Source organism: Paraburkholderia sp. BR10954 (assembly GCF_040965775.1).
Lineage (GTDB): Bacteria > Pseudomonadota > Gammaproteobacteria > Burkholderiales > Burkholderiaceae > Paraburkholderia > Paraburkholderia youngii.
Genome location: NZ_JBFRCK010000010.1, coordinates 77,073 through 90,243, shown reverse-complemented (window position 1 = coordinate 90,243; position 13,171 = coordinate 77,073). Strand labels below are relative to the sequence as shown.

8 protein-coding genes are annotated in these 13,171 nt (G+C 62.7%); 1 reads left to right on the top strand and 7 read right to left on the bottom strand.

Annotated elements, in window-relative coordinates; translation table 11 throughout:
• Positions 1-64: 64 nt before the first annotated feature.
• Positions 65-226: a DUF1328 domain-containing protein gene (locus AB4Y34_RS16615; protein ID WP_013089029.1), complete on the top strand. Its 162-nt coding sequence runs from the start codon at positions 65-67 to the stop codon at positions 224-226.
• Between the two features lie 248 nt (positions 227-474).
• Here AB4Y34_RS16615 and AB4Y34_RS16610 read toward each other — a convergent pair whose 3' ends face one another.
• The 7 genes from AB4Y34_RS16610 to antA form a co-directional block, all read right to left on the bottom strand.
• Positions 475-1,101, bottom strand: a complete 627-nt coding sequence (locus tag AB4Y34_RS16610) for a GNAT family N-acetyltransferase (RefSeq protein WP_176378082.1) — start codon at positions 1,099-1,101, stop codon at positions 475-477.
• Between the two features lie 100 nt (positions 1,102-1,201).
• Positions 1,202-1,753: a dTDP-4-dehydrorhamnose 3,5-epimerase gene (gene rfbC / locus AB4Y34_RS16605; RefSeq protein WP_368716643.1), complete on the bottom strand. Its 552-nt coding sequence runs from the start codon at positions 1,751-1,753 to the stop codon at positions 1,202-1,204.
• Between the two features lie 116 nt (positions 1,754-1,869).
• Positions 1,870-2,862 (bottom strand): GlxA family transcriptional regulator, encoded by a 993-nt coding sequence (locus tag AB4Y34_RS16600; protein ID WP_368716642.1) that lies wholly within the window; start codon positions 2,860-2,862, stop codon positions 1,870-1,872.
• A 792-nt stretch (positions 2,863-3,654) separates the two neighbouring features.
• The gene (gene uvrA / locus AB4Y34_RS16595) at positions 3,655-9,519 is read right to left on the bottom strand and encodes an excinuclease ABC subunit UvrA (protein ID WP_368716695.1); all 5,865 of its coding nucleotides are present in this window, start codon (positions 9,517-9,519) and stop codon (positions 3,655-3,657) included.
• Positions 9,520-10,054: 535 nt separating this feature from the next.
• Positions 10,055-11,086: an anthranilate 1,2-dioxygenase electron transfer component AntC gene (antC, locus tag AB4Y34_RS16590; RefSeq protein ID WP_368716641.1), complete on the bottom strand. Its 1,032-nt coding sequence runs from the start codon at positions 11,084-11,086 to the stop codon at positions 10,055-10,057.
• Between the two features lie 14 nt (positions 11,087-11,100).
• The gene (gene antB, locus AB4Y34_RS16585) at positions 11,101-11,589 is read right to left on the bottom strand and encodes an anthranilate 1,2-dioxygenase small subunit (RefSeq protein ID WP_368716640.1); all 489 of its coding nucleotides are present in this window, start codon (positions 11,587-11,589) and stop codon (positions 11,101-11,103) included.
• Positions 11,590-11,593: 4 nt separating this feature from the next.
• A complete protein-coding gene (gene antA, locus AB4Y34_RS16580; RefSeq protein WP_368716694.1) occupies positions 11,594-12,982 on the bottom strand; it encodes an anthranilate 1,2-dioxygenase large subunit in 1,389 nt (462 codons plus the stop codon).
• Positions 12,983-13,171: the final 189 nt, after the last annotated feature.

Below are 13,171 nucleotides of genomic sequence, written 5' to 3'. Positions count from 1 at the left end.
CGCGTGACGTACGCAACGGGGCGCCGTTCAAACGTCATTTCAACAATCCACCGGTGGAGGCACCATGCTTCGATACGCTGTGATTTTCTTCATCATCGCCATCATCGCCGCAGTGTTCGGCTTTGGAGGCATTGCCGCGGGCGCAACCGAAATCGCCAAGGTATTGTTCTTCATCTTCCTGGTGATCTTCCTCGTCACCCTGCTGATGGGCGTGATCCGACGCTGACGGCTGCACACAGCGTTCGGTGAATTCACCCCTCGCCCGATGCGAACCGGCGACGCTGCGTTCGTGCCGCGTTCAGGATTGCACCGCTGCGGTCGCCGTTGCCGCCGTTGCCGCCGTTGCAATACTTGCCGCAGCATATTGCAATAGTTGCCGAAGCATCGGGCGCTTCAACTCCGCTTTTCTTCCGCTTCTCTTGCGCTGCTGTTCCACTGCTTTCTCCGCATGCCTCGGACGTATGCGGCATTGCTTCAGGCCGCATGCGCGATCTGCGGCGTCGCATGCAGACGCCGCGACCAGTTCGCGAGCGTGCGCATCGCTACCGGCGGCTTGCTCAGAATCGCGCTGTCGTAGCACCTGTGCGCGAAGCGCATGAAGTCGACGATGCGAAACCCCTGCCTGCGATAGAACGCGATCTGCCGCGTGGCCGGTTGCGGGGTATCGAGTGCGAGTTGCGCATAGCCGCGTGTTGCGGCCCAATGTTCGGCGAACGCGATCAGCAACGTGCCGATGCCTCGCCCCTGCCACGCGGGATCGACTGCGAACTGGCGCAAGCTCGCAACATCGTCGTGCCTGTATAGCTCGCATGATGCTTCGCCATCCGAAGCATAAAGCGTCATCGTGCCGACGATCTGTCCGTCGCACACCGCGACATGGCAATCGCCGCGCAGCACGCGCTCGCGGGTCGCTTCGATGGTCTGATCCACGCACGTGCAATTGAGCCCCTGCGCGCCGAGCGGCGCGAACGCGCGATGCAGCAGCGCCGTCAACGCAACGAACGAATCGCGCGACGCGTCGAAGCGCCTGAGTTCGACGTGGCCGGCACGACATGCATAGTGGACCGGAACGGATTGCGGACGGCTTGCGCGACGCTTCACGTTGAGCACCTCGTACTGACTGGATGCCCGAAGTGTAGGGTCGGCCCGTGAGCGTCTCAAGAAAAAATGTCGTAAAAAACTCTGGCCTATCACCTGTCGTTCACGACATGTTTTCGGCTTCGTACAGACGACGACCCGCCGCATCCTTGTTGCCGAGAATGGGTTGAAAGTCGATCGGCCACTCGATGCCGATGTCGGGATCGGACCACAGCAGGCAGCGTTCGAGTTCGGGAAACCAGTACTCGGTGGTCTTCCACACGCACTCGGCGACATCGGACAGCACGACGAAGCCGTGCGCGAAACCGGGCGGCACCCACATTTGCCGCTGGTTCCCTTCGCTCAGATACTCGCCGCTCCATTTGCCGAAGTTCGGTGAGTTCAGGCGTACGTCGACCGCGACGTCGAAGATTTCGCCGCGCACGACGCGCAGCAGCCGTCCCTGCGGACGCTGCACCTGGTAGTGCAAGCCGCGCAGCACGCCATGCACGGCGCGCAGATGGCGGTCCTGCACGAAGTTGAAACCTTGCGCGACGTCGTCCGAAAACTCGTCCGCGCTGAAACTCTCGAAGCAGAAGCCGAATTCGTCGATGAACACTTCCGGCTCGATGAGTTTCACCTCCGGCAATGCCGTCGCCATGACCCTGTTGCCCATCGCCACTGTGCTCGTAAGAAGGCTGGCCAGCGAACCTACGGCCGCTCTCGCGACCGCGTCCAACAGACGAGGCGCGCCCGCGGCGCGGGCGCGCTATCGCATGCTATTGATACATGCTACGCCTCAGTGGCCGCCCGGCTTCGGGCGCGATACTCGGTTGGCGACAAAGCCATGCGCTTGCGGAAGATTTTCGCGAGACGGTCCCCGTTGCCGGTGCCGCTGCGACGCGCGATCTTGTCGACCGGTAATTCGGTCTCGGTCAGGAAGTTGCACGCGATGCGCAGCCGCACCTGCAGCAGGTAGTCCGACGGCGTGACCTGCATCTCGTGCTTGAAACGGCGCAGGAAATTGCGCTCGCTCATTGCGGCGACCTGCGCGGCATCGGCGACCGAGACCGGACGGTCGCAGTTCGCCTCCATCCAGCGCGCGGCCGCGCGAATCTTTTCGGCGACGCTCAGCGTGCCGCCCTCGGCCGGCAGCGGCACCCACGTGGAGGCCATGCCGGGCATCACGCGATTGGCGACGCTGCGTGCGAGCTCCGCGCCCAGGTCGCGCTTGATGAACATCAGCGCGCTGCGCGCGCAGTCGTGACGGTCGTTGGCCGCGCTGAACGCGCCTTCGCTCGCGCTCGCGCCCGGATAGCGGCTCATCAGGCCATCATGCTCGGTCGGGCCGGCCGCTTCGAGCACGAGGCGTCCCTCGCCGATCGTTTCGATCGCGCGGGTGCGCGATTGCACGGCGCGCAGCCAGTTCAGCAGGCGTTCGTCGCGTGCGGCCACGTGGGCGCCGTAGCCGCCCGCGATGAACAGCACGTCGAAACCGCCGCCAAAGCGTGTGTCGATGCGATCAGTCCAGATGCGCGCCGACGACGAGCTGGCAACATTGCCGCCTTCCATCGACAGGAACTGCACTTCGTAGGGCGGATCTTCGCCCGCGCGCGTGCCCGCGAACTCATTGGCGGTCTGGAACATTTCGACGACGGTACCGGGGCCGAGCAGCCAGAAGCCGTCGAACAGCAGAATGCCGATTCGCCGCGCTGCAGTACGGACGTTCAATGCAGGCGTGTGAAGCCACGTAATTCTCGTTGTATCAAGGTGCATGTGCGGCATGATCTTCCCCAAACGGGCATACGTTGTGGACCCCGATTTGCCCCGTCAGCAGACGGAACGAGAGAATGCGTTATTACGGCGGGAAAACGGACTAACGCCGCATAAAGGATTAAGCGTGATGTTAGCGGAATGGATCGCTATAGTAAATTTGAAAAGAATATTTCATCACGAATATCCATGTCTGAGGAAAAGCGGTTATTGAGCGATTGATATGAGCGCCCGGCAGGGCCGGCAACTATGCAAGGTTGAACGCAGACGATGAGGATATCTTACCGCAAAGCCTTGGTGGACGGCACTCTCGCCCGTTCGGGCAAAGTTGCCGATAACGCGAAGCGTAGTGGAACCACCTTACCGAGTACGTTTCTTGCCAAATCAAAAATGTTTCAATTGTGAACTGCTTACCGTCCCGATTATGTCCGCGCAATTCGGTAGTTTATTCGCAAAGCGTAAAGTTATTCCCCGCACCATTAGGCATATCGGCGGCATTCGTTCTGGGCGGAAAATTAATATCCAAATGCTGATTTATCGGGGGTTCTAAAAATGTTTCTATTTTGAAACATCGTCGGTCGCTTTCGTATGAATTAATCCCGCGGATGCATCGCGTTGGGCGAATCTCTGACGCTTGGATGCAGTGCAGCAATCAGGTGTGGCGCAGACGCGACGAAGCGCCGGCCGTTGCAACCTGCAAGGTTGCAACGGCACATCTGACAAGCGCGTGGAATGCGAGCAAACAGTGGGTTGGGGACCGCAATCGCGGCCCGCAACGGCCGCGCCGCTGCTCGTCAGGTTGCCTCAGCCATTCGTCCCTTCGCCGGCCAGCGCCGCCGTAGCGGCCGTGCGCGCGAGCACCGGCCGCAAAGCCGCGCCGGTGTGACTCGCGGCCACACGTGACAGGCTTTCCGGATCGGCTGCCGCGACGATCGTACCGCCGCCCACGCCGCCCTCCGGACCGAGGTCGATGATCCAATCCGCCTCGGCGATCACGTCGAGATCGTGCTCGATGACGACGACGCTATGCCCGCCATCCACGAGCCGATGCAGCACGCGAATCAGCTTCGCGACGTCCGCCATATGCAGGCCGACCGTCGGCTCGTCGAGCACGTATAGCGTGTGCGGCGGCTTCTGGCCGCGCCGGGTGAGATCGTCGCGCACCTTGCTCAGCTCGGTGACGAGCTTGATGCGCTGCGCCTCGCCGCCCGACAACGTAGGCGATGGCTGGCCGAGCGTCAGATAGCCGAGCCCGACGTCCTTCATCAGTTGCAGCGGATGCCCGATGTTCGTGATCGACGCGAAGAACTCGACCGCTTCGTCGATTTCCATCGTCAACACGTCGCCAATGTTCTTGCCGCGCCACGTGACCGCGAGCGTCTCCGGATTGAAGCGCTGACCGTGACAGACATCGCACGGCACTTTCACGTCGGGCAGGAAGCTCATGCCGATCGTGCGCACGCCTTGGCCCTCGCACGCGGGGCAGCGGCCCTCACCGGTATTGAACGAGAAACGCGACGCGGTATAGCCGCGCGCGCGCGCCTCCAGCGTGCCAGCGAACAGCTTGCGGATCGCATCCCACACGCCGATGTAGGTGGCGGGGCACGAACGCGGTGTCTTGCCGATCGGCGTCTGATCGACTTCGAGCACGCGGTCGATGCTTTCCCAGCCGGTGACCGAATCGCAGCCCTGCCACGTGTGCGTGACGTTCAGCGGCGCGCGCGGCGCCGAGCGCGCGAGCACGCTCGAGCGCCGGTTCGCGGCCGGTTTCTGTTCGGCCGCCGCACGCGCGCGGCGGGTGGCCGGCGACGACAGCACCGAGCGCCCGACCGCGTCGAGCAGATTGGTCATCAGCACGTCGCGCGCGAGCGTCGATTTACCCGAGCCGCTGACGCCCGTCACCGCGACGAGCCGCGCGAGCGGAATGCCGGCCGTCACGTCACGCAGGTTGTGCAACTTGCCGCCATGCACGGTCAGCCAGTTCTCCGGCACCGCGGCTGCACGCTTGCCCGGCGCGACGACCTCGCGACGCGACTGCAGCGGATGCACGATCGGCTGCGCGAGAAAGCGCCCGGTCAGCGAATCGGCCTGCGCGGACAGGTCCGCGACGCTGCCCTGCGCGATCAGCGTGCCGCCGCGTTTGCCCGCGCCCGGCCCGATATCGATGATGTGATCGGCGCGCCGGATCGTGTCCTCATCATGCTCGACGACGACGAGCGTATTGCCCTTGTCACCGAGCTTGCGCAGCGCGTTCAGCAGGATCTGGTTGTCGCGCGGATGCAGGCCGATGGTCGGCTCGTCGAGCACGTAGCACACGCCCTGCAGATTGCTGCCGAGTTGCGCGGCAAGCCGGATGCGCTGCGCTTCGCCGCCCGACAAACTCGGCGCCGCGCGATCGAGGCTCAGATAACCGAGCCCGACTTCTTCGAGGAACTGCAGCCGGCTGCCAATTTCACTGACCACGTCGCGCGCGATTTCGGCATCGCGGCCCGTCATCTGCAGCGTATCGATCCATGCGCGGGTGTCGGACACGGTCCATTGCGCGACATCCACGATCGCCTGCGAGTCGAACGTGACCGCGCGCGCGACCGGATTCAGCCGGGTGCCCGCGCAATCCGGACACGGCTCGTCGACGAGCCCTTCCGGTTCCTGCTCCTCCGACGGCAAGCTCTGTTCACGACCGCGATTGTCGTCGACGACGATGGTGTCGTCGTACGCGGCGCGCTGCTCGCGCGTGAGCGACAGCCCCGTGCCGACGCAGCTCGTACACCAGCCATGCTTGCTGTTGTACGAGAACATGCGCGGGTCGAGCTCAGGATAGCTCGTGCCGCACACCGGACACGCGCGCTTCGTCGATAACACCTTCACGTCGCCGAGCTTCGCGGTGGACTCGCCGCCGTTGATCGCGTCGTGCAGGCCGTCGAGCGGCGCGAGCAGATGCATGATGCCTTTGCCGATGTCGAGCGTCTGATCGAGCGCTTCGCGAAGCTCGGCTTCACGATCGGCCGAGATGACGAGATCAGCGACCGGCAACTCGATCGTGTGCTCACGGAACCGGTCGAGCTTCGGCCACGGATCGACCGGCACGAACTCGCCGTCCACCCGCAGATGCGTATTGCCGCGCGCTTTCGCCCATTTCGCGAGGTCGGTATAGAGGCCTTTGCGGTTCACGACGAGCGGCGCGAGGAAGCCGACATGCTGGCCCTTGTGATCGCGCAGCAACTGCGCGGCAATCGATTCGGCGCTTTGCGACGTGACCGGCGTGCCGTCGTGAATGCAGTGCTGCAAGCCGAGCTTCACGTACAACAGACGCAGGAAGTGCCACACCTCCGAGGTGGTCGCGACGGTACTCTTGCGGCCGCCGCGCGACAGTCGCTGCTCGATCGCGACGGTCGGCGGAATGCCGTACACCGCGTCGACTTCGGGGCGCCCGGCCGGCTGCACGATCGAGCGCGCGTACGCATTCAACGATTCGAGGTAGCGCCGCTGACCTTCGTGGAACAGGATGTCGAACGCGAGCGTCGATTTGCCCGAGCCCGACACGCCGGTAATCACGTTGAACTTGCCGTGCGGAATATCGACGTCGAGCGCCTTCAGGTTGTGCTCGCGCGCGTTGACGATGCGTACCACGTCCTCGCCTTCGATCGCGCGACGCGCGCGGGCCGCGCTCAGTGCCTTCTGCAGCGGGATGCCTTGCGGCTCCGCTTCGGCTGCGACGCCCATCGCGCGGTCGTATTGCAGCAACGCCTCGCCGGTATGCGACTCGGCACACGCTTTCACTTCGTCCGGTGTGCCCGCGCACAACACGCGGCCGCCGCCGTCGCCGCCTTCGGGACCGAGGTCGATGATCCAGTCGGCCGCGCGGATCACGTCGAGGTTGTGCTCGATCACGATCAGCGAATGACCGCTCGCGAGCAGCTTGCCGAACGCCTGCATCAGCTTCGCGATGTCGTCGAAATGCAGTCCCGTGGTCGGCTCGTCGAACATGAAAAGACGCTTCGCGACCGCCTGCTTCGCGCCACGCGTGCTGCGCGCCTGCGCCGATTCCGCGAGAAAGCCCGCGAGCTTGAGCCGCTGCGCCTCGCCGCCAGACAGCGTCGGCACCGGCTGGCCGAGCTTTACGTATTCGAGCCCGACGTCGACGATCGGCTGCAGCACGCGCAATACTTCGGCATCCTTGGCGAAGCACGCGGCAGCCTCGCTGACGGTCAGCTCGAGCACGTCGGCAATACTCATCGAGCGCGCGGCCTCGCCTCGCTCGATCTTCACCTCGAGGATTTCCGCGCGATAACGACGCCCGTCGCAATCGGGGCAGCGCAGGTACACGTCGGACAGGAACTGCATTTCGATGTGCTCGAAGCCCGAGCCGCCGCAGGTCGGACAGCGACCGTCGCCCGAGTTGAAGCTGAACATGCCGGGGCCGTAGCCGCGCTGCTGCGCGAGCGGCGCCTTCGCGAACAGCTTGCGGATTTCGTCGAACGCGCCGACGTAGCTGGCCGGATTCGAGCGCGCGGTCTTGCCGATCGGCGACTGATCGACGAACACGACGTCGGTGACCTGGTCGGCGCCCTCAAGCGACTTGAACGCGCCCGGCGCTTCGGTGGCAAGGCCGAAGTGGCGCGCCATCGCCGGATACAGCACGTCCTGCAGCAGCGTCGATTTGCCGGAACCGGACACGCCGGTCACGCAGACGAGCCGCTGCAATGGAATTTCGACCGTGACGTCACGCAGATTGTGCTCGTTCGCGCCTTCGAGCACGATGCGCGGCGTGCTTGAATCGACCGTGCGACGCGACCAGTGCGCGGCATCCGCGACATGGCGCCGGCCGCCGAGGTATTCACCGGTCAGCGTGCCGGTCGAGCGGATCGCGTCGGGCGCGCCGTCGAAAATGATCGAACCGCCGCGCTCGCCAGGCCCCGGACCCATGTCGATGAGCCGGTCCGCCGCGAGCATCACCGACGGATCGTGCTCGACCACGACCAGCGTATTGCCCGCGTCGCGCAGCCGGTGCATTGCCTCGACGATGCGGTTCAGGTCGCGCGGATGCAGGCCGATGCTCGGTTCGTCGAGCACGAACAGCGTCTTGGTCAGCGACGTGCCGAGCGCGGTGGTCAGGTTGATACGCTGCACCTCGCCGCCCGACAGCGTGCGGCTTTGCCGATCGAGCGTCAGATAGCCGAGGCCGACGTCGCAGAGATACTTGAGGCGCGTGCGCACTTCGGCGAGCAGCAGCTTCAGCGCGTCGTCGAGCAACGCGCTCGGCAGCGTGATGTCGTCGAAGAAGCGGCGGATGCGCTCGATCGGCATCAGCATCAGATCGTGCACGGTCAAACCCGGCAACGCTTCGAGCTGTGCGCGCGACCACTGCACGCCGCGCGGCATGAAGCGGTGCTCGGGCGCGAGCACGTCGTTCGCGTTCGCTTTGCTGCCGAGGCGCCACAGCAGCGATTCGGTTTTCAGACGCGCGCCGCCGCAGGTTTCGCATGGCGTATAGCTGCGGTACTTCGACAGCAGCACCCGGATATGCATCTTGTACGCCTTCGATTCCAGATAATCGAAGAAGCGTTTGACGCCGTACCAATGCGTCTGCCACTTGCCGTTCCAGTCCGGCGAGCCGTTGATGACCCAGTTGCGCTCTCGCTCGCTGAGCTCGCCCCACGGCGTATCGCGGCGGATGTCGGCTTTCGCCGCGTAGCGCATCAGATCGTCCTGGCACTCCTTCCACGCGGGCGTCTGCATCGGCTTGACCGCACCTTCGCGAAGCGTCTTGCGCGCGTCTGGAATCACCAGACCAAGGTCGACGCCGATCACGCGGCCGAAGCCGCGGCAGGCATCACACGCGCCATAGGCCGAGTTGAACGAGAACAGCGCGGGCTGCGGGTCGGCATAGCGCAGATCGCTTTCGGGGCTGTGCAGTCCGGTGGAGAAACGCCAGATGCGCGGCTCGGCGGCTTCGGCATGCGGTTCGTCCGAGGTAGCCGGCAGCACGTAGATATTGACGCGCCCGCCGCCGCGCTTCAGCGATGCCTCGATCGCCTCGACCGCGCGTGCTTTGTCGACCGAGCGCAGCCGGAAGCGGTCGGCGACGACGTCGAGCAGCTTGCGCTTGCCGGTCGGTGAATCGACTTCGCGCTGCGCCTGCACGCGCGTATACCCGCTCGCCGACAGCCACTGCTCGACCTCCTGCTCGGACGCCGACTCCGGCAATTCGACCGGGAACGTGACGACGAGCCGCGGCTCCTCCTGCGCGGTGCGCTCGAGCAGTTCCGCGTAGATCGTCTCCGGCGTGTCGTGCCGCACCGGGTGCGCGGTCTGGCGGTCGAACAGCTCGGCCGCGCGCGCGTACAGCAGCTTCAGATGGTCGTTGAGCTCGGTCATCGTGCCGACCGTGGAGCGGGAGCTGCGCACCGGGTTGGTCTGGTCGATCGCGATGGCGGGCGGTACGCCGTCGACGCGGTCGACCTGCGGCCGGTCCATCCGGTCGAGGAACTGGCGCGCGTACGCACTGAAAGTTTCGACGTAGCGGCGCTGGCCTTCCGCATACAGCGTGTCGAACACGAGGCTCGACTTGCCCGAGCCCGACGGCCCGGTGACGACCGTCATTTCGCCGGTGCGCACGTCGAGGTCGACGTTTTTCAGGTTGTGCTGGCGGGCGCCGCGAATGCGGATCGTGCCCTGGGTCTTGTTGCTGCTCGGCTTGCCGGCTTGGGGAGTATCGGCGAGGGTGTCAGGGTTTGCGTCGTTGGAGGACAATTTTTCCGACCGTCTGAAGGAGTGGTTCACCTCTCACGGCCGGCTCTCGCGACCGCGCAAGTTCGGTGCAGCCGGGACGGCGCGACGAGCGCCCGGAAGCCTGGCTGTAGGGGGATACTATACTGTATGTTTATACAGTTTTCCATGACAGGTGAAGGTGCGCCTCGCGCGTGGTGCTTGGGGACGGAATTCGTGGGACTCGAGCGGATTTTTTAGGCTGGACGAACCGCATTAGGGAGACTGCCGGGATTGGCGTCCCGGCGGATCTGCGGGGGGGGGGGGCAAGTATCTCGTCAAGGCACACTGGAAGATGCTGGTCCGCGACAGCCAACCCGGTGAGGCGTTGGCCGAACGCACTGCTTGGATGCGGGATCGACGCAAACCGACCCTGAACGGTCGGCCCGACGCTGCTCCAAAGGCAGGTATCAGATCGGAGGGGTCATTCCGTACGTCACTCAAGGCCCCCAGTGCTTGCAAACTTTTCGAAATGTAGCTGAAAATCTTGAAGGCCTGAAGTCGCCAACCACTTCCTGATCGCTTCAACCATCGGGGGCGGACCGCATACGTACATGTCGAAAGGTCGCGCGGCTAGTGCCTTCACGTCGAAATGATCCGGAATATATCCCGTCTTGCCGCTCCAATCGGGCGAGGAATTCACGACCACGGGCACGCACGAGAATCCCTCGATACGATCAACATACCCTTTCAACCGTTCATACTCGCACAGATCGCCGACATCGTTCACGCCGTAATACAGCGTGACGGGTTGACCGCAACCGCCATGCGAAGCCATCTCACCCAGCATGCCGAGGAACGCCGAGAGGCCCGTTCCGCCCGCGACCATCAGAAGCGGCCGCTCGACGTGTCGCAGGTAGAAAGTCCCAAATGGCGCTTCGAAGTCGATTGACTGACCGGGCGTACAGCGTTCGCGCAGGTAATTGCTCATGATGCCGTCAGGCAGCAGTCGGATCAGAAACTGCAACTGATTGTCATAACCTGGCTGATTCGCGAACGAATAGGAACGCCATGCGTCCGTTTCCGGAACGAGGAGGCGAGCATACTGACCGGGCAGAAAGTCCAGACGTCTGCGCACGCCACTCGCGTCGAGATGCAGAATTGCCGTAGAGCCGGATACTTTCTCCATACGGGTGACGGTCGCCGTCATGCGAGCTGTATCCTCGCTACGGCATAACGTCGAGTCAAAGTCAAAGAAGAACGACGCATCCGATCTGACTCTGGTCTGGCACGACAGCATTTTGCGTTGCGCCAGATCCTCGGCAGAGAGCGCTTCATCGTCCACGTAGTCCTGCTCATATTCGCCCGATTCACAGCGCCCCTTGCAAGTGCTACAGACGCCTTCGCGGCAGTCGAATGGAATCTTCACGCCATTGCGCAATGCCGCGTCCAGCAAGATCTCGTTTGCGCCGGCATCGAAGAACAATGTCTTACCATCGGCAAAACTGAAGGCTACCTTGTGATTCATCTCAATGCCCTCGATTAAAGATGGTAAAAGTCGAGGACCGCGTTGATGCGGTCATTGAGCAATAGGGCGTGTTTGCGCACGATCTTCCAGCTATCGCCGTCGGCACGCAGCTGGTAAGTCCCATGGCCGAAGAAGTGCTCCGACACGCCATGGCGCGTGTAAAACGTCGCCCAGTTGACCTTTGCTTCCGTCAACCCGTCCGGCCCGCCAGTAACACGTACATTGGTGATTTGATGGAGGGTACGCGGTAACGGTGTCGACGCGGCAGATTTGCCGGTGCGCAGTCGAAAAACACGATCTTCCAGCCCGGAGCGGTTCGAATAATAGATCAGTGATAGACCGCGCCGGGGATCTGTCGTGTACTCGAATTCAGTGTCCCACTGCGGCACATGGAATTCGCATTGCTCGTCAAAAAGGGCGAGGTAAGCATCCCAGTCCCGTGCATCGCAAAGTTCGGACTTGCGATAAAAGAATTGTTCGATCGAATGCTGCAACGGGTTCATGATCTCAGATCTCCTTAATGCTCAATGACTTCTGCCGCAACCCTTTCAGCAATAGCGCCTGCCATGCGCCGTGCTGGTTCACATACAAACCTTCATGCGTGAACTCGGAACCTGTTAATGCGGGTGAGATGCCCAACAACGTGCTGTTAGATGTTGCCTGTTCGATCCATTTGTGATGGCCCCGCGAAATGTCGCTCCAGGGCTCAAGGCGCGCCTGGAAGCCCCGCTGAGCTTCACGGAACTCCACGAGATCGTCCGGTGTGCCCATGCCGGACACGTTGAAAAAATCCTCGAACTGTCGGATGCGGCTCTCACGGTCGCTGTCCGATTCGCCCTTCACGCCGATGCACTGGCTGACCACCTCGGTCTTGTTCCACGCGATCGGACGCACGATGCGCAACTGCGAGCTGATCTGGTCCATGAAGAAAAGACTCGGATACACGTTCAGGTTGCGAAGCCGATGCATTATCCATTCAGCGCGCTGCTGGCCGTACTCCTGAACGAGGCGCGGCATCACACTCGCATAGCCGGGTCGCACTTGCGGATTCGGCATGTCACTGAATAGCACTGAGTGCCCGTTGCGGAACGAGAACCAGCCGTCATCGGTATCCGCGTCGCCAGCACCGAGCTTGCTGTAGTCGAGCGTGCCGTTGGCCGCCGCACCCTTTTGCACATTCGATTCGTGTCGATGCTTGACTGTCGCCACATAGTTGTAGTGGACTGTACTTACGTGATAGCCGTCGAGGCCATTCTCGTTTTGCAGTTTCCAGTTACCGTCGTATGTATAGGTCGACCTGCCTGGAAGCACCTCAAGTTCACCGGTGGGCGACTGCGCCACCATCATGTCGAGAAAGACGCGCGTATCGCCAAGGTAGTCTTCGAGCGAATCTGTGGCTGCCACATCAAGGCTAACGAACACGAAGCCCTTATAGCTTGCAACGCGTGCCTTCTTCAGGCCGCGCGCGCCTTTGTCAAAATCTTCGCAATATTCCGACGGCGCTTTCACCTTGACGAGCCGCCCGTCACTCTTGTAGCACCATGCATGGAATGGGCATGTGAAGGTCGACTGGTTGCCCTTGCTCATGCGCGTGAGCGTGGCGCCGCGGTGCTGACAGGCATTGACCATCGCATGGAGCGCGCCACTGCCGTCCCGGCTCACGATCAGCGGCTGGCGGCCCGCCTGCATCGTGACGAAATCATGCGGCTGCGGAATCTCGCTCTCGTGACACGCGTAAATCCATGCCTTTTCGAATATCAGTTCCATCTCCAGCGCGAACAGCTCAGGCTCCGTGAACATTTCGCGGGCGATCCGGTACACGCCCTCTGCCGGACGAAAGTCCAGACAGCCGCTCACAAACTCCTTCCATTCAGCCACGTTTCTTGCTGTATCCATCATCGTCCTCTCATGTCTGCTGCCGGCTGACGGTGCAAGGCGCGCACCGCATGCTTTGCGTCGGCGTTTGTAACACTGCGTCGCTTCACATAGTGCTGGGTAACGGCTTCCTTCTTAATTCAGGCGCTCGCCAATGCAATCCGAACCAGCAACCATCACCGTACTTTTCGTAACCAAAGAAAATGCAGG

Excerpts from the sequence above, each read along its gene's own strand:
- AB4Y34_RS16615 (WP_013089029.1), top strand. The coding sequence starts at position 65 with ATGCTTCGATACGCTGTGATTTTCTTCATCATCGCCATCATCGCCGCA.
- rfbC (WP_368716643.1), bottom strand. The coding sequence starts at position 1,753 with ATGGGCAACAGGGTCATGGCGACGGCATTGCCGGAGGTGAAACTCATC.
- AB4Y34_RS16600 (WP_368716642.1), bottom strand. The coding sequence starts at position 2,862 with ATGCCGCACATGCACCTTGATACAACGAGAATTACGTGGCTTCACACG.
- antC (WP_368716641.1), bottom strand. The coding sequence starts at position 11,086 with ATGAATCACAAGGTAGCCTTCAGTTTTGCCGATGGTAAGACATTGTTC.
- antB (WP_368716640.1), bottom strand. The coding sequence starts at position 11,589 with ATGAACCCGTTGCAGCATTCGATCGAACAATTCTTTTATCGCAAGTCC.
- antA (WP_368716694.1), bottom strand. The coding sequence starts at position 12,982 with ATGGATACAGCAAGAAACGTGGCTGAATGGAAGGAGTTTGTGAGCGGC.